Raw genomic sequence first — 18,875 nt, 5'->3', positions numbered from 1 at the left:
TGTGTCGTTTCTTTATCGTTTTAAGGAGAGATAACCCGTCAATGTCTTGCGGCCGGATGCAAATTCAATTTTATAGAAGTATGTTCCGGTTGGCAACTCGCTCCCGCCTTTGCTGATTCCTGTGAAGACATGAGTTTTATTATCGTAATTATCAGTTTCAAAGACAGCATCACCCCATCGGCTATAAACTGAGACATGGTTAAGCCTTGTGTCATCCAATGCATCAATATAACGGATAAGCCAGAAATCATTTTGATTATTTCCATTAGGAGAGATTCCGGTATAGACTACGATATCACCGATAACTTCTACTGATATAACTTTTTGAGAACATACTCCTGAGAGATCACAAACTTCAATGGTAAGTTCATCTTTTCCTGCAAAAGATCTTCCTGCATAATTAATAGTTAACTTATGACTTGCATCAATCGTTGCAGTTGCTCCACTGGTTGGTTGCTTGGTGATCTTTAGAGTTGAGAAATCAATGTTGTTGTCAGAATCAGTGACCAGGCTGGTAAGATCGAACTCTACTGTACCCTCCACAATTCCACTAATGAGAGATTCTGTAATGACTGGGGCATGATTGCAAAAAGTAGCTGTAAACGTGGCGGGATCTGATAGGGGAGAATCACAGCCAAGGGCATCTCTTACAATTAATGTGTAACCGCCCGCTGACGATATTACAAGTGTCTGACCCGTTGCTCCGGTAGACCATGTATAGGTTGTGTATCCTGCGGGTCCTGATAGTGTGGCAGAAGTTGCAGTGCAGTTTGTAACCGAAATAACGGGCTTTGGTACAACATCAACAGTTGCAACAATCGATGTTCTGGAACTTTCGCAGATTCCGTTTCTTATAGCAACAAAATATGTAGTAGTAACTGAAAGAACTGGTGTATTGTAAGTAGCGTTAGTAGCTCCTGCGATTGCTGCTCCGCCGGTTGATACGGGATACCATTTGTAGTTACCGGGCGATCCACCAGTAGCGACTAATGCAAAACTTGTTGCGGAACAACTTTGTTGATTCGTTGTGCCGGGTGGTGATGGAATTGTGTTAATGAACAATCCCTGATCATTTGTAAATACGTCAGTCGCGAGGTCACCACTGATTCGGCAACGGTATCTTCCTGCTCCGAAATTTCCGGTAGTATTCACGGATAGAATTTTTGTGGTCACATTGGAGTAGCCTCCTCCATTAGCAATATCGTTGAACGGCCCCACGCTGGTAGTTGCATACTGCCAGTGATATGTAATATTCGTTGTCCCCGAGGCGTCGGTTGTAAACGTAGCGACCTGTCCATCACAAACTGTCGCATCAATGGGCTGGGTATTGATAGTAATCGTAGCGCCTGAGCCAACGATCTTATTATTATAAACCGAGATGTTATTATCCTGAGTATTGACAACAATAATTTCTGGTTTTCCATCGACATTCAAATCTGCTGTTGCAATAGCAATAGGTCTTGAGCCTGCTGCAAAATCAACGCGGGTAGCAATATCAATGTCACCTGGATTGCTTCTGTTTCTGAAAACGGAAATAGAATTGCCATCCATATTTGCGACCACTAGGTCAACTTTTCCATCACCATCAAGATCATCGATGGCAATATCCTGGGGATGTGCACCCGTATTCACACCAAAGCTTATTCTGGGCTCAAATGATATGGAGCCTGATGCAGAAGTGTTTCTCAGGATTGAGAAGTTATCATCCTGGTAATTTACGAATGCGATATCGAGCAACCCATCTCCGTCAAGATCGCCAACAGCAATGTTATAGGCGCCATTACCCGTGGAAAAACTTGTTCCGGTATCAAAAGATGTGGCATCAAGAACTCCGGGTGTTGAAATGTTCTTGAATACTGTGATCATTTTATCACTAAGGGTAGCCACCACAATGTCTGGTCTACCGTCCTGATTAAAATCAGCAATCGCAATGTCATTGCCTCCCGGAGTGGTTGTAAAGTCAACGCGTGCAGCAAATCCTCCAACCGTTATAGCTCCTTTTGGATTGTTATTTTTGAAAATTGAAAAATTATAATGATCTGGAGTTCCAACATTTGTCAAGCCGACAACATCGGGTTTTCCATCAGCATCAAGATCGGCAATGGCGATACCTGGAGAGGCACCGGCTTCCTGCAGGTCTGTTCTGCCGGCGAAAGCAGTGGGGCTGAAATCCAATATTGTGGATGCATTTTTAAAGATGGCAACCTTCTCACTATTATAATGCGATAATGCGATCTCTGGTTGACCGTCACCATCAAGATCCTGAATAGACATATGGTGTCCAAACGCCTGAGTGGGAGGGGTAAAAAAAGCATCCAATGATGTAGCATCGATAACACCAACAGTAGGTGTGTTTTTATATATCTGAACATTTGTGATCGTAATGGTTGATGTAATGATGTCATTATATCCATCACCACTTAAATCACCAATAGCAATTGATACCGGACTTAATCCTGATGCAAAGTTTACTCTTGGATCAAAGGAAGTTGCATCAATAGTTCCGCCACCCGGAAATGTTACAATGAATGGTTTTGCTGAATAGGCAGTAAGTCCACTTGGAACCAGAACTGAAATATTCTGATAGGTGGCGCCAGTGGGAACGGTTACCGTAAGTGTAGTAGCAGTTGCGTTGATGACGTTGCCTTTTGCGGCTCCGAAATAGACAATATTGTTTGTGTTAAGAGGGTCAAAGTTTGTACCGTTAATTGTAACAGAGCTTCCTCTTGCGCCGCTGGATGGAGTGAATGACGTGATGGTTGGCTGAGCCAATGACCAGCATGAAATGAAAATCATTGCGGAGAACAGCAGTAATTTTATTCTGGAAAATCTGAGAAGGGGTGTCATTTCAAAGTGCTTAAATTGAATCAGGTAAATTTAATCCAGTTGCCAGCAAATTTTCATCAAGAGAAAGAATTGTATCAAAGATTTTAGCCAACTACGCTTTTTACCTAGTGAATGATACTTAAACTAAAGTGATATATACAAAATATTGATTTGGAAAGGCATAAAAAAATGGCTCACGATCAACTCGCAAGCCATTCTTTCTCTGTTTTTGTTTTTTATTCCTTGATGCCAACAAGATCCAGCATGAAAGCCTGACGTAACGCTTCGTCCTTTATGGCGCGGAAACGACCCGAAGCACCACCATGACCTGCATCCATATTCGTGGACAGAAACAAGAGACTCTTATCTGTTTTCATGTCACGTAATTTGGCAACCCACTTAGCTGGTTCCCAATATTGTACCTGGCTGTCATGCAGACCTGTCGTGACTAATAGATTTGTATAATCCTTTTTTTCCACCTGGTCATATGGAGAATAAGAAAGCATGTATTCATATTGCTCCTGAATATTTGGGTTACCCCATTCGCGCCATTCGAAAGTCGTCAAAGGAATACTCTCGTCCATCATCGTAGAGATCACATCAACAAAGGGTACGGCAGCGATGATCCCTTTATAAAGATCAGGGCGCATGTTGGTGATGGCACCCATCAATAATCCGCCCGCGCTTCCACCATAGGCAAATAATTTATCCTTCGATGCATACTTGGATGAGATCAAATACTCTGAACAATCAATAAAATCATTGAAAGTGTTTTTCTTGTTCATCATTTTCCCATTCTCATACCACTGTCCTCCCATTTCCTGACCGCCGCGCACATGTGAGATAGCATATACAAATCCACGATCGAGCAGGCTTAGGCGATTCGAACTAAACGATGCATAAGAACTTGAACCATATGAGCCGTAAGAATATTGAAGAGTGGGATTCGTTCCGTCTTTCTTGAACTTGTCTTTTCTGTAAACGATCGAAAGCGGAATCTTTGCTCCATCACGGGCCGTCACCATCACTCTTTCTGTTTGATAATTGTTTGGATTAAATCCACCCAGTACTTCTCGCTGCTTTAATAACTTCTTTTCATGTGTATCCATTGTATAATCATATACAGATGAAGGGGTCGTCATAGATTGATAATTATATCGGATCAGATTCGTATCAAACTCACGATTATTGTCTATACCCGCAACATATGCTGGTTCTCCAAAGTCGATCGTTGATTCCGATTTGTCTGCCCATTTGATCAGGCGGATCTTTACCAACCCTTCACTTTGGTCCTCCACCGCAAGATAATTTTTGAAAAGCTCATAGCCACCGAAAAAGATATCAGCTCTGTGTGGAATAACATCTTTCCAGTTTTCTTTTGCTGGCTTTTCGGGAGAAGCTTCCACCAAACGATAATTGGTTGCATTTAAATTCGTACGGATATAAAACTTATCATTGGCATGATCAACGCTATAATCAACATCGTTTTGCAAAGGTTCAATCAATATCAATTTGCTGTTGACGTCGTCAGCGCTCATGAATTGGGCAAAAGAAGCGTCAGTACGACCTGAAGTAACGATCATGTACTTGTCTGACTTTGTCTTGTAGATATAACATGACAAGGTTTGATCCTTTTCCTCATAGATCATCTTATCATCTTTTGTGGATGAACCCAATGTATGACGGAAAATCTTATCGCTCCTAAGTGAATTTGGATCCTGAGTTCCAAAGAAAAGAGTCTTATTATCATTTGCCCACTCAACATTTCCGGTAGTGTTTCCTATTTTGTCAGATAACATTTGACCCGTTGTCATGTTTTTAAATTTTAAGGTATAGAACCTCCTTCCAATAGTATCTATTGCCAGTGCAATGAGTTCATGATTTGGACTATTGGAGATAGACATGCTGAAATACTTTTGATTCTTCCCAAGATCATTGCCATTTACGATGACCTCTTCAGGACTTTCAAGCGAACCTTTCTTGCGGCAATAAATTGGATAATCATATCCTTCTTCATAACGGGTGTAGTAATAGTATTCTCCATCCTTAACAGGAACGGATTCATCCTTCTCTTTGATCCGCCCCTTCATTTCTTCATATAGTTTTGTTTGAAGTGCTTTCGTGCCGGACATCATAGTGTCGAGGTAGCGATTTTCAGCAGTCAAATAATTAATAACAGCAGTGTCTTCTCGCTCTTTTAACCAATAGTAGCTATCGATGCGTTTGTGGCCGTGCTTGGCTACAATTTCAAAAGGCTGTTTTTTCGCAACCGGAGGCTTTACATCCGGACGTTGAGTGCTTTCTTTTCCCGGAGAGCAGGCGCCCAGGAAAGTGATGACGGAAAATAATAGAATGACATTGCGTAGACTTCCTGACATATGGTGGATTTTAGGCATTCAAGATCGTAAAAATCCCACCACCAATCCAACAATATCCTCTGACTTTACAACTTATCTCTTTAAGGAGATGTATCCGTTCTGTGTTTTTCTGCCAGATTTGAAATCAATTCGGTAGAAATAGGTGCCACTTGGCAACTGACTTCCATTTTTACTAAGTCCGTTGAATACTCTGTCGAGGTTATTATAGTTGTCAATTTCAAAAACTGAATCTCCCCAACGATTGAATACGGTAATATGATTCTCTTTTGTGTCTTCTAATACATCGATATTCTGAATGATCCATGAATCGTTTTTTCCGTCATTGTTTGGAGATATCGCATTGTAGATCATGATGTCCCCTGCAAAATCAACTGTAAATTCTTTTTGTGAACAGAAACCTGAAAGATCACAAGCTTCTACCGTGAACATATCCGTACCGGAAAATGTGATCCCTGAATAATTAATGGTAAGTACTGAGCTTGAACTGATAGAGGTTGGTGCTCCACTGATAGGAGCAATCTTTACGTTAAACGTCGAAGCATCGAGATTACCATCTTCATCACTGATCTGATTGAGCAGATCGATGGTAACTGTTCCTCCAGGTCCTGTCGTGGAGAATACTGGTCGAATGATCGGAGGATGATTGACAGTACAATTGTTGATAGTAGCAGTTACGGGCGTCCGTACGCTTTCGCATGTTCCATTGTTGATGGCAACGTAGAAAATAGTCGTAGCAGATATCAAAGGAGTTATGTAAGCGCTGTTCGTTTGTGCACTTGCTGCTCCTCCGGATGCTACCTGATACCATCGGTACTGGCCAGCGCTTCCTCCTGTTGCATTGACTGTAACCGAAGCAGTAGGTCCGCAAGCTGAATTACCAGTAGTTGTTGGTGGATTGACGGTAACAATGGTTGCGGTTACTGGAGTGCGTGTGCTTTCACAGGTTCCGTTATTTATGGCTACATAATAAACTGTGGTGGCTGAGATGACGGGTGTTGTGAAAGTGCTATTGACCTGAGCACTCGCTGGTCCACCAGAAGAGGCAGTATACCATCTATATTGTCCGGCACTTCCGCCACTGGCACTTACAGTAATGGAAGCAGATGGCGCGCATCCTGAATTATTAGTAGTCGTAGGTGGAGTGACGATATCAATTGTTGCAGTTACGGCTGTGCGTGTGCTTTCACAGGTACCATTGTTAATAGCAACATAATAAACTGTAGTGGTTGAGATCACAGGTGTTGTAAAAGTGCTATTCACCTGCGCACTGGCGGGTCCTCCGGAAGAGGCAGTATACCACCGATATTGCCCTGCACTTCCACCCGATGCACTCACAACAACCGCTGAAGAAGGGCCGCATGCTGAACCAGGAGTGGTGGTAGGTGGTGTTACCGTATTTATGATCGCCTGAACAGATGTCCTAGTGCTTTCGCAGGTACCATTATTGATCGCAACATAAAAAGTTGTTGTTGTTGAAATAGAAGGAGTGACAAAAGTATTGTTCACCTGAGTACTGGCAACTCCACCTGAGGATACGGAGTACCAGCGGTATTGGCCCGCACTTCCACCTGTTGCAGTAAGCGTTACCGTGTTTGTTGGTCCACATGCGGAGTTTGGCGTTGCTCCTGGCGCTGTTGGCAGTGCATTGACAGTAAGATTTGCAACACTTGAAGTAATGGGTTTCGCGCCAGTTGAAGATACAATGCATCGATAAGATCCTTGCGCAGCTGTTCCTGTTGTTGCTGTATTAATTCCCAGGGTAGTCGTAGTGGTTCCTGAATATCCCCCTGTGTTTGTAAGATTATTCCAAAGCCCAAAGGTTCCGTCAAATTTTTGCCATTGATATGTAACAGTAGTGAATGCGGATGCAGCGATGGTAAAAGATGTTGTTGATCCAAGACATACCGATGTTGTGGTGGGTTGTGTATCTATTGTAAACTCTGTAAACATAACATTGTCAAGCCTGGATTGTGTGTTGATGGAAGAACCATACCGTCCGCGGATATCAAAATTTAAAAGACTTGTTAAAACATTCTGAATCTCTGCCTGAGTAGCAGCAGTTCCGGTAGATGAATTTGCTGTTTTCCAGTTACCTGAAAGCTCATTCAGATTAACTGCATACTTTGTCCAGGTGGGATATACTCCTGGTGTAGGTGTTACCGGGCTAAAATAATAAATCGAAATGCCGGCACTGTTAGTAAGAATAATATCGGCACGCTGAACAGCTGCCTGAGTTGTTACAACAGATACATCAAAAGAGATTGTTCCATTGTAATATGATGAACGATTGCCGGTGAATTTTCCGGGAGCTCTGTAATACCAGAAAGTGGATGCCAACGCTGGGTCGATACCAAAAACATAACCCCCTGGATTACCACCTGTGGCGCTGTACTGAATTCCTGTTGAGGAGGAAGGAGCTATCCAGCCCTCATTATTACTTGTAAAATCACTCACAATCTGAGCAGATCCACTTAAGATTGAGAATACAGCAATTCCAAAGACGAGTAGAAATCTCTTCATTTCCTTTAATGTCTCAAGAGGCTTGAAGGTAACAAACAGGGTATTATAAGAACGCTCCATTACCAATAGGTTTTTACACTATCACGCAGTTCGATCTGAAAACGTAATGGTGATGATTAAAAATTTAAACTAACTGGCTGGGGGAGAGCGAAGTTAAATATTTTTTTAAATAATAATGAGAGAAGTAAATGCGACCTAGAATGTTTTCAAAACCTTGTCGTGGTTGCTGAGTAATCCAAGAGAAATACCTAGCGTAACCTCATGGCTTGTAAAATTCAGGCTTGATTCGGAACTGCCGGGCAATTCAAATACATATCCAAAGCGAAGCCCTTTTACAAAGACCTGAGCCAGCAATCCGTATGTTTTAAAATTGCGGGTGAAAAGCCCTGCTGTATAGTATTCTTTGAAGTTAATACTCGCATTCAAATCTGCGGAAATAGGAGAAGCTTGTGTTCCACGAAGCAATACTGATGGTTTGAATCTTACATTTTCTGAAAGAAATATAATATAGGATCCAAACAAATAGAAGTTCTGCTTGTAAACCTGAATCTCCTGACCACCCTGACTTACCGTGGAAGGAAGCAGTCGCGGAACCGACAGGCCAATCATATAACGGTCATTTTTCAAAAGTAAGCCAGCACCGAAATTGATTTTTGATTCACTAAGACTTGTTGTAAAGACGGGATCATTTGGATCTCTGAGTGATAAACCTGTAGGATCATTTGTATAACGGATCAGTCCTGCCTGCATACCAAACGAGAGCGTAGCATTACTCAATTGAAGTTTGTACGAATAAAGAGTATTGAATTCGGTATTCTTTGAATCACCAATCTTATCCTGAATTACCTGTATTCCTAAACCTACTTTGTTTTGGAATACAGACATGTGACTGCTAAAGTTTGCCGTCGTTGGATTTCCATCAAGTCCAGCCCATTGTGTACGATATTGAATTCCTGCATTGAACATATTATTACTTCCTGCATATGCCGGATTGATAATCATAGGATTATTCAGGTACTGGGCATAAATAGGATCCTGCTGGGCCTCAGTGGTCAATGCAATTAAGGAAGCAGAAATAAAAAACAGTAAACGTTTATTCATAATTTCTAATGTCAAATTATTTCCTCAACGAAATGTATCCACTCTTCTCTTCGGTGCCGCTGCTGAAAATGATTTTATAAAAATAAGTCCCCGCCGGCAATTCGCTACCACTATTGTTAAGTCCCTTGAAGACACGATCTACATTATTGTAATCAGTTACTTCAAAAACAGGATCGCCCCACCTGTTAAAGATAGTGACTTTATTTTTTTGTGTAGAGGGCAACAGGTTGATGTATTCAATATAAAAATATCGTTTAAGCCATCGCCATTTGGTGAGATGGCGTTGTAAACATGATAATCTCCTGCAACATCGACCGTAAAATCCTGCTGGGCACAATGAGCTGCCTGATCGCAGGCTTCCAACCTGAGGCGGTCGGTTCCAGCAAAGGAGATCCCGGCATAATCAACTGTCAGCATTCCTGCCGTTACCGTTGCTCTTGCTCCACTCACGGGTTGCTGCACCACTCTGATTGAACTAACATTAATAGGATTATTTATCGTCGTCACCAATGATGTAATATCTAATGAAACTTCTCCACCAATCTGGGTGGCAAGTGATGCAGTCGAGATCGAGGGGGTGCAGGATTTTATTTCTGCTGTCACCGAAGTTCTGGCGCTCTCACATGTACCGTTGTTAATACTTACGTAATACGTTGTGGTAACTGTAAGAATGGGTGTTGTGTACGAGCTGCTGGTTTGTCCGGGGATGGCACTGCCTCCTGTTGCCAATGTGTACCACCGATATTGCCCCGCAGTTCCGCCAGTTGCAGAAAGAGCCACGGTTGAAGAGGGAGCGCAAGCTGAGCCTGAAATCGTAACAGGTGGAGGTGGTAAAGAAATGGCTGTGGCGATTACTGAAGTCCGTGAACTTTCACACGTAGCGATTCTTCTGGATACATAGTAAGTTGTTGTATTCGTCAACGGTGGTGTCGAGTAGGTGTTATTGACCTGACCTGCAATCGCAGTGCCTCCCGATGCAACTGTATACCACCTGTATTCACCGTTTGTTCCGCCAGTCGCGGTTAAGATAACGTTCGTGTTTGCGCATCCGGAATTCCCAGAAGTACCTGGCGCTGTGGGAACAGAATTGATAAACAATCCCCGATCAGTGGATATAACTTCAGTTGCCAGTGTTCCATTAACACGACAACGATATCTTCCGATTCCAAAACTGGCCGTTGTATTTATGGTCAATGTGCTAGTAGTAACGCCAGAATAATTTGCGCCATTAACGATGTCTGTAAATGATATCGGACTGTTAGGGCTAAACTGCCATTGATAGGTAATATTAGAAGCACCAACAGCGGTACAATTAAAAGTTGCGGGACTTCCTTCACAGGCAGTAAAATCAACTGGCTGCTGAGTGATGGTTAGTACTGGTGCAGAAGCGTCGTTCAAAACTCTTGCAAAGTCGTTTCGTACCACTCCATCATAATGCGAAAAATTTCCCACGATAAGTATTTTCTGATCCGCCTGAATGGCCATGTCGTAGATCTCATATTGAGAAATGTTAATACCTGTTGTAAAGGAGCAATCCAAAGTACCGTCAGAATTTAGTCTGGCCAATCCGCTTCTCGAATAGGTGTTGTAATGGGAAAAGTTTCCGGCAATAATGATTTTACCATTGCTCAACAGCTGTACAGAATACGTTTGAATGTCAGTGCTATAGTCGAGACCATTGGTGAGATCGAAAGATGAATCAAGGCTACCGTTAGCATTCAAGCGTGCAATGCCTCCGGCAGGCACTCCATTATATTCGGTGAATTGACCGACAATAATAATCTTGCCGTCCGGCTGAAGAGCCATGTCGAATATGGGATCATCGACGTTTGTCCCAGGATCAAAACTTGGATCATTGGTGCCATCTGAGTTCAGCCTGTCAATTCCAAAATGGCCTGCTACTATGATTTTTCCATCAGGCTGGATTTTTATAACTTCTACTCCAAATGATGCATCGGGATCAGTGAATGAATTGTCTTTCAAACCGTTCGACTGAAGTCTGATCAATGAATATTCTCCTTCAAAGGAATCATAAAGCCCTACAACAATTTTGCCATCAGGCTGAAGCCCAAGAGCATTAACATAAAGACCACCCGTTATCGCTGGGCTGATAAATCCGGGATCTTGAGTTCCATCAGCCAGATATCTGGCAACTCCAAGCTCTTGTGCGGAGAGAATCTTGTCATCTGGTTGTATCAGCAATGTTTGTTTTGACAGATATCCTATCGGAGAAGGCGTAAAACTATTGTCGATCGTTCCATCCGAATTGAATCTATAGATACCGTCCGTGTACTGTACCCCATTGATAGTATTCTCGAATAGACCAACAATCATTTTTCCTGTTGATTGAAGTTCAATCATATTAATACCGTTTTGATCATTGACATGAGGATCGAAAGGAGCATCAATTCTGCCATCGATACGCGGTCCGCACTGATCATCGATGCCGACAATATAAGTAGCAATAAGTATCAGATCAGGAGCCAATGGACTTGAAACTTCTACTTCATAATAACCAACATCGGCAGTGGTAATAGAAGGAATGGAGAATGTTGGAGAATTCTCACCGGTAAGAAATCCTCCGTTTGCATACCATTGATATTGATTGGCAGTACCCGGAGTTGATAAAGGAATAACTAATGGAGATCCCAGCGAAAGTAAAAACGAGCCTCCAGGCAGTGGAGCCTGTGGACTGTAAGTAACGGCATCACTTAATATATTCGGCTCAATGTCTTCGAATGTGAAATAATTATTTGAAATATCTCCTTCCAAGTCGTTGCCTAAATTTGGAAGGTTGACAAACCTATTGTTCTCGATATTTAAGAATTGTAAGGCTGTACCCGCCAGACTTGCCGGAACATCTCCATGAAGGAGATTATTAGCAACGTTGAGCCGTACCAGGTTGGTCAGATCTCCCATTTCTACTGGCAATGTTCCAACAAGATTATTTTCGAAAAGATCAATTTCTGTCACATGACAACCAACTATTTTTACCCCGAGCCAATTAGAGGGATTTACTCCTAGCCAGTTTTCATTATCCATCCAGTTGGGCCCATCCGTTGCATTGTAAAGAGCTTCAAGGGCAGCGAGCTCTGCAGCAGGTATGCACGGTGCATCAAGGACTGTGAAATCAAATTCACTTGGAGAATCGAACAGGCATCCTTTAGAAACTCCAACGGGACCTGTTTCTGCACCAAGTGGAACGGTAGTAGTAATGGATGTCGACGTACTGCCAGTGATAACCCCTTCAACACCTGCGGCAGTTGGTCCTGAGAAAAATACTTTGAGGGTTGTCATGTCTGTACTGAAATTTCTTCCAGTAAAGACAACTGTGGCGCCAACATCTCCATCTTCCGGATTAGTACCACTTGAATAAATACCAGGTCTTGAGACCTGCTGAATCTCTGTATCACTCAATGCTCTTGACCACAGTACGATTTCCGCAGCATCTCCGTTGAAGAATTGTGTTGGTGTTTGAAAATCATTACTCGCTCCAAAGAACAAAGGCTCACTATCATAAGCAATGCTTGCCGTACTGGTGTTTTGTGTCACCATACAACCATTGATGTAGAGCTTTTGAGTATTCGTTGCATCATCAAATGAAAAACCGAGCTGATACCATTCTCCAATGATGGGAGTAAAGGCAGTGCTGATGATGGTACCTAATCCACCTGTGTTTCCGATAGCACCCCGCAGCTGACCACTTTCAAACCACATCTCATAAGAATCAAGGCCTGCTACACCGAGATGTTTATTAACCAGCATCTGTACCCCTGACGTATTATTAAACTTGAAGTAGCCTGATATCGTAACATTCACCCCACGAAGTGTAGCAGCGTCGGCGACGGAAATGTGGGAAGATCCATTAAAAGCATAGGCATCATCAGCATTGCCGAAACGATCCGCAGTAAGGATAGCGCCAACGGCAGTTCCTGTATTTCCATTACCACTCAGATCAAATGTATTATCTGATAAGCCCCAGTAACCTGCAAGTCCTGATGTGGGAATATTTGCCGGAAGAAAGTCAGGCGAATAATTCACTGAACTGGTAGCAACCAAACATCCGACTGTGACAGTTATTTTTCCAAATACTGCTCCGACAGGAATAGTCGCACTGATCGTCGTTGCGGTACTGCCTGTGACCGTTGCTAATAAACTTCCTCCATTAAACCTTACGATATTTTCAGAAGGCACTATACTGAAATTGGTACCTGTGATCGTGATAGGATTTCCTGGAATACCTCGTTGAGGTGAAAAAGAAGTTATCGTGACAGGAGTATTGAAGACATTAGAAACAGTACTCACCTTCTGCATGAACATATCCACGCTGCCGGCAGTGCCACTTTGATTATAAAAGCAGGATCCTGGCGCAAAATCGACCGCACCAATAAATCCACCTGTAACATAGACTTCACCCGTTGATGAACTTAAAATGCTTCCGGCAAAATCTATATTGACACCTCCAATGTTATAAGCCCATACAAAGTCTCCATTATTGGAAAGTTTGGAAACAAAAATGTCTGGCTGCGCAGTTGAGACAGCTGTGATATTGAATGTGCCCGCACCTGGATCAAAATCTGCTGTACCTGTAAATTCACCAGTTGTTAAAATGTTTCCGGATGGATCGAGGTCGATTGATTTCCCATAGGTTTCTTCCGACGTAGCGGTGTTGGGCCCACCCATTCTCACGGCCCAGATAAAATTACCACTAGCATCTAATTTCTGAACATAGGCTTCAGTGTAGTTTGCAAGAATGGTGAGATTGAATGTTCCGGCACCAGGATTGAAATCTACAGTTCCAGCAAAGTATCCTGTTGAATAAATATTTCCTGATGCATCAGTCGTTACACCAAATCCCCAGTCGGTACCGGTTCCGCCGAAAGTTTTTGTCCATACAAATCCTCCGTTTACATCCAGCTTGGTGATAAAGATATCGTCACTTCCGTAAACAGGCGCCGTGGAAGTACCCGGTCCTGGATCAAGGTCAATGGCTCCATTGTATCGTCCTGTTAGAATTACATTATTGGAAGCATCAAGTGCAAGTGAGTAAGAAGTATCGAAGCCTGTTCCTCCAAAGCTTTTCGCCCACACATAATTTCCGGAAGCGTCCAGCTTTACAACAAAAGTATCGTGATTTGAAGTGCTGCTATTCAGAATTGCTGTTCCTGCACCGGGATCAAAATCAACATTGCCTGCAAATATTCCGACAGTATAAACATTACCAGAAGCATCGGTCTTTATTCCAAAACCCTCATCGAGACTTGTGTTTCCAAACTTTTGTGCCCAAACATAATCTCCGTTGATATCCAGTTTCAATACATAAACATCCCGATTACCAAGAGAAGTAAGATTGTTGACGCCAGTACCCGGATTGAAGTCGGCAGTTCCAACAAACATTCCGGTTATTAAAATGTTTCCAGAATTATCAATCGTGACAGCATTACCCTGATCGATGTTTGTGCCTCCAAATGCTTTTGCCCAAATAAGTTGTCCGTCGGAATTGAACTTGGTAATGTATGAATCACGTTGACCGGCGGAAGCTGTATTTAAGGTAAAGACACCTGAAGAAGGATCAAAGTCAGCCGAAGTTGTAAAGTATCCTGTATAGTAAAGATTTCCGGCAGCATCTTTTGCAACGAAAGTTCCAAGATCAGAACTTGATCCTCCGATTTTTCTCGCCCAATTTACATATGGGGTTTGCTGGGCATACACAGATAGAGCAAGACTAAAACTGATGATAAGAAGGGCGGTGGCCTTAAGGAATTTCAAGATTTTGGGTGTTTTTAGCTTGAATCAAATCTCACCTGATTTAATCTTCCTTGAAATCACATAATGATGTGAGGTATTTTTAGACCAGCTTCTCGTGAATGGCTTTGGAGACTGCTTCTGTCTGGGAATGGACATGAAGCTTTTCGTAGATCTTTTTGATGTGAGTGCGAACCGTATCCAGACTGATGTCAAGATGGGAAGCCATTAATTTGTAACTGTTGCCCTGACTTAATAAGGTCAAAATCTCTTTTTCACGGGCGGTCAGCTGATATGGATTCTCCTGGATATTCTGCATGGAATCAATAACCATCCGTGCAACCGAAGGTGACATCGGCGCGCCGCCATCCATCACTTCCTCAATAGCATTAAACAATTTGGTGGAAATATGCTTTTTCAGCAGATAACCCGATGCTCCTGCACGGATAGCCTGAAACACATGCATATTGTCATCGAATACTGTCAGCATGAGAATTGGAACTGATGAATTGATGGTCCGGATCTGCTTCACCGCTTCAATTCCTGTCATTTCTGGCATGTCAATATCCATCAGGATGATATCAGGCTGATGAACTGCTACCTGTTCTTTTACCAGCAATACGTTCTCATAAGCATCGGAAAGACGGAGCGATCCATTTAATTGAAGCAGGCTAGCCAGGCTTTCGCGAAGCAACTTATTATCCTCGTAGATCAGAACCGACAGCGCCTTAGACATATATATTATGTGTGTAAATAAGTACTATTTATGAAGCCATTGAAATACCCCAATCATGTGATCGGAACTTTCAACAAAACGATAGTCCCGTTTCCGGGCTTTGAATCAATTTCCAGTGAAGCCTTGATGTTATGGGCCCGATGCTTCATGTTTTTCAAGCCATTACCCTTCTCATGATTGATGATTGCAAAGCCCTGTCCATCATCTTTCACTTCGAGATAAATGGACTTTCCTTCATTGTTTAGTGAGATCGTGATCTTTTTTCCCTGACTGTATTTTGCGGCATTGTTAACTGCTTCTTTGAAGATCAGGTAAAAATCCTTTCGTGTTCCAAGGTCCATTTTAATATCATTGAAATCACCAAGCTGAAGAAACTCATATTGAATATCCAATGGCTCCAGAATTTCTGTAGTAAATTCTTTCATTCTGAGGATCACCTTACTCATGGTGTCGTTCTCAGGATTGATTGCCCATACAATATCACTCATGCTTTCCTGAATCACCGATGCATTCTCGCGGATGTTCTTAAGATATTTCTGTGAGATGAGCGGTTCATTTTTTTCGAGTGCGATCCTGCTCATGATGTTGATACTTGATAGGGTAGATCCCATATCATCATGCAAGTCACGGGCTACTTTACTCCTTATCTGATCTTCAATAAAATATCTTCCAATCTTTGCGCCGCAGATAGCAGCAATCTCTTTCAGCATATTTAAGTGCCATGAGCTGAAGAAATTTCTGCTGATGTGTTCAGACTGAATCACTGCAAAAACTCTGTTCTCAACAATAACGGGGATTGCGATCTCCGAAAATTTCTTTCCGTCAACCTGAACGTATTGAACTGATGCATTACCTGTTTGAGCTGCCTTTCCTATAATTCCTGTCCCCACGGGGATTTCGACAAACAAACCCTTTTGAGTCGTTCCATCGATTGACAAGCCACCAGATGATTTTAGTATCAGCTTATTTTCTTCTTCCGAAAGAATGTACGCTTTGCAGTTCTGGAAGTGAAGGAGGTCAATACAATGATTGACAACAGTTGTAAAGACCTGATCGATTGTTTTCTGATTGTACATCGATGTGGCCACCTGTTTTAATATTTTTTGCGCCACCACCTTTCGCTGTAGCGAACGGATCCAAAGCATCAGGGAAGACAGAACAAGTAAACTCATGATGAGAATGAACCACCATGTTTCCCAGAAAGGAGGATCAATCACAAAGTTGATGCTGGCAATATTGGCAGAGGTTCTTCCGCTATGGTCAGTCGCGCGGATTTTAAAAGTATAAGAGCCATTGTTGAGGTTGGTATATTTTGCAATATGACCATTGCCGCTGTTGATCCACTGCTTATCATAGCCTTCCAGTTGATAGTAATAATTTACTTTTTGAGGAAGCGAATAAGTAAGTGCCGAGAACTGAAAGGTTATATCATTTTGATGATGAGTGAAAAGATGGCTTGTGTGAGTATTCAGCATGCTGTCACCAACCAGCAAAGAGGTGATGACTACAGGAAACCCGGCAGTAGAAATTGAAAGACTGTCGGGATTAAACCGTATGAATCCATTCGCGATACCGGACATTAATTCACCACCGCTACTTTTCGATAAGGGATTGCTGTAGTTTGAGAAGGGGAGTCCGTTGCTGGCATCATAATGTTTTATGACCTCTCCACTTGTCTTAATGGTTGTAAGTCCTTTGAATGATGCCAGCCATAGGTTTCCATGGGAGTCAGTCTCAATGGCATTAATAGTATTCTCCGGCAATCCGTTTTCAATTGAAAAACTTATGAACTCTTCATCTGGTTTTGTGCCGTAACGAAATTTACTTACCCCACCTGAATTAGTGGCTATCCAGATATCGCCATTCAAATCCTGAGTAAGGTCATTAATAAGCGAAGAATGGAGACTATTAATATTCGAGACATCTGCATTGAAATGGCTGAACTCTTTTTTCTTAAGGTCATAGCGGTAGACGCCAAAACCAAACTCCCCAATCCAGACTGCGTTATGTGACGGATCAGAAAGGAGTGATGTTACCCGCCTGCCAAAGAACTCTTCCTTAGCATTTGGGTTGGACCATGTTTTGGTTTTTGAATTAAAGAAGAACAATCCATTGTGAAGAGAAGCGAACCAGAAATTGCCTTCAGCATCTTCAATCATTTCAATAAAACTTGTATCCATATTTTTGTCAGGATACGGAAACATTGTAAATTTTTTTGTTAACCTGTCGAACAGGAAAATATTTTTATAAGTGAGCACCCAAAAATTGCCCTTACTATCTTCAAAAGTCTGGGAGCATTTGGTCAATGGAATGCCCAACGCAGAAGGGTATTGTTCTAATGCACCATTCCGCTTGTCAATTACCAGTAATTTGTTTCCTGCGTACGAGCTTACATAGAACTTTTCATCTTGTTTGCTGTCAGTGATGTGAAAAAGGTTTCCAGTCACAGGACGAATGCTGTCAGGATAGATCTTTACATATCGGAAAACATCAAGCCGCGAGTCATATTTCCGAATGCCTTCCGATGTACCAATCCAGGTGGTGCCATCCGGATCTTTATATACTACTTTAATACTGTTAAGATGGATTGAAAACGGATCCTCTTTTTCTGTTGCTAACGGGATTGCATGAAGCGTTTTCTGATTGATAGAAATTAGTCTCTGGGTAGTGGGCATTATTAAAGAAGCATCAGGTTCCATCATGATCTGATTGGTCCTGTCTAAAATGACATCTTTGAGTGTTTTTGTATTGCAGTCGTAAGCGAAAGGTTTGTTTTGAGTGAAGAATAAAACATTTCTTCGGGCATCAAAGGCCATCGCAGTAAAATCAACGGGATCTTCCCCGCCGATGTATTCGAATTGCTTTGTTTTGATATCAAAGCTGAAAAGTCCTGCTGTTGTTCCAAGCCAAAGCTGATGATCAGATCGCGGTAATACTTTTTGAATTGCGGTGTATTGCTCCTGGTTTCTGGATGGAAGTTCCTTCTTTACAAACTCACGCCATGGAAAATAGCTAAACTCTTTGGTCTTGGGATCATAAACCGAAAGGTCACGGGCATCCAGTGCCATCCATACTTTTTGATCAGGATCAATATAAATGTCCCAGACAAGACTACTGGCAATAGTTCCTTTTTCCTGATAGTCGACATCTTTTTCACGGGTAAAAAATGCGATTCTGTCAGTTTCAGGATCCAATACCGTAAGCCCATTCCATGTCGCTATCCACAATCTTCCAAGGTTATCCTGTTCGATATCATTAATGTGTTCATGAGAAATGGAACGAAAAGGAATTCCTGGTTTATATATTTTAAACTCATACCCATCATATCGATTCAGACCGTTGGCGGTGCCGACCCAGAGAAATCTGTTTTTGTCTTTCAGAAAGGAGGTAACGCGATTATCGGAAAGGCCCTGAGTCTCCGTTATTTTTTCAAAATGATGGTACTGACCACAGACAATAAGCGGACAAAGGTTTATTAAAAGTAAGGGCAGGATCAGGTAACGCATGAAGTTTCTAAGTTACGGTCTGAATCTGTAGCTCAAAAATGAGAATACCTGTTAAACTTAATC

8 protein-coding genes are annotated in these 18,875 nt (G+C 42.2%); all 8 read right to left on the bottom strand.

Features of this window, described 5'->3' with window-relative positions:
• Positions 1-12: 12 nt before the first annotated feature.
• Entirely contained in the window at positions 13-2,847 is a 2,835-nt protein-coding gene (locus tag HOP08_05240; protein ID NOT74313.1) for a T9SS type B sorting domain-containing protein, read from the bottom strand.
• Positions 2,848-3,062: 215 nt separating this feature from the next.
• Positions 3,063-5,204, bottom strand: a complete 2,142-nt coding sequence (locus tag HOP08_05235; protein NOT74312.1) for a S9 family peptidase — start codon at positions 5,202-5,204, stop codon at positions 3,063-3,065.
• A gap of 72 nt (positions 5,205-5,276) precedes the next feature.
• Positions 5,277-7,784 carry a T9SS type B sorting domain-containing protein gene (locus HOP08_05230; protein ID NOT74311.1) on the bottom strand — a complete coding sequence of 836 codons (2,508 nt, stop codon included), beginning with the start codon at positions 7,782-7,784 and terminating at the stop codon, positions 5,277-5,279.
• 135 nt (positions 7,785-7,919) lie between these two features.
• A complete protein-coding gene (locus HOP08_05225) occupies positions 7,920-8,825 on the bottom strand; it encodes a type IX secretion system membrane protein PorP/SprF (GenBank protein NOT74310.1) in 906 nt (301 codons plus the stop codon).
• 16 nt (positions 8,826-8,841) lie between these two features.
• Positions 8,842-9,048, bottom strand: coding sequence for a hypothetical protein (locus HOP08_05220; GenBank protein NOT74309.1), 207 nt, complete (start codon positions 9,046-9,048; stop codon positions 8,842-8,844).
• Positions 8,982-14,594, bottom strand: coding sequence for a hypothetical protein (locus HOP08_05215; protein NOT74308.1), 5,613 nt, complete (start codon positions 14,592-14,594; stop codon positions 8,982-8,984). The genes HOP08_05220 and HOP08_05215 overlap by 67 nt, the downstream gene beginning before the upstream one ends.
• 79 nt (positions 14,595-14,673) lie before the next feature.
• Positions 14,674-15,306 carry a response regulator transcription factor gene (locus tag HOP08_05210; GenBank protein ID NOT74307.1) on the bottom strand — a complete coding sequence of 211 codons (633 nt, stop codon included), beginning with the start codon at positions 15,304-15,306 and terminating at the stop codon, positions 14,674-14,676.
• 53 nt (positions 15,307-15,359) lie between these two features.
• A complete protein-coding gene (locus HOP08_05205; protein NOT74306.1) occupies positions 15,360-18,812 on the bottom strand; it encodes a GAF domain-containing protein in 3,453 nt (1,150 codons plus the stop codon).
• Positions 18,813-18,875: the final 63 nt, after the last annotated feature.

The sequence above is a fragment of the Cyclobacteriaceae bacterium genome (assembly GCA_013141055.1).
Taxonomy (GTDB): Bacteria; Bacteroidota; Bacteroidia; order Cytophagales; family Cyclobacteriaceae; genus ELB16-189.
Note: the sequence above shows the minus strand (reverse complement) of the source record. Positions and strands in the feature narration are given on the sequence as shown.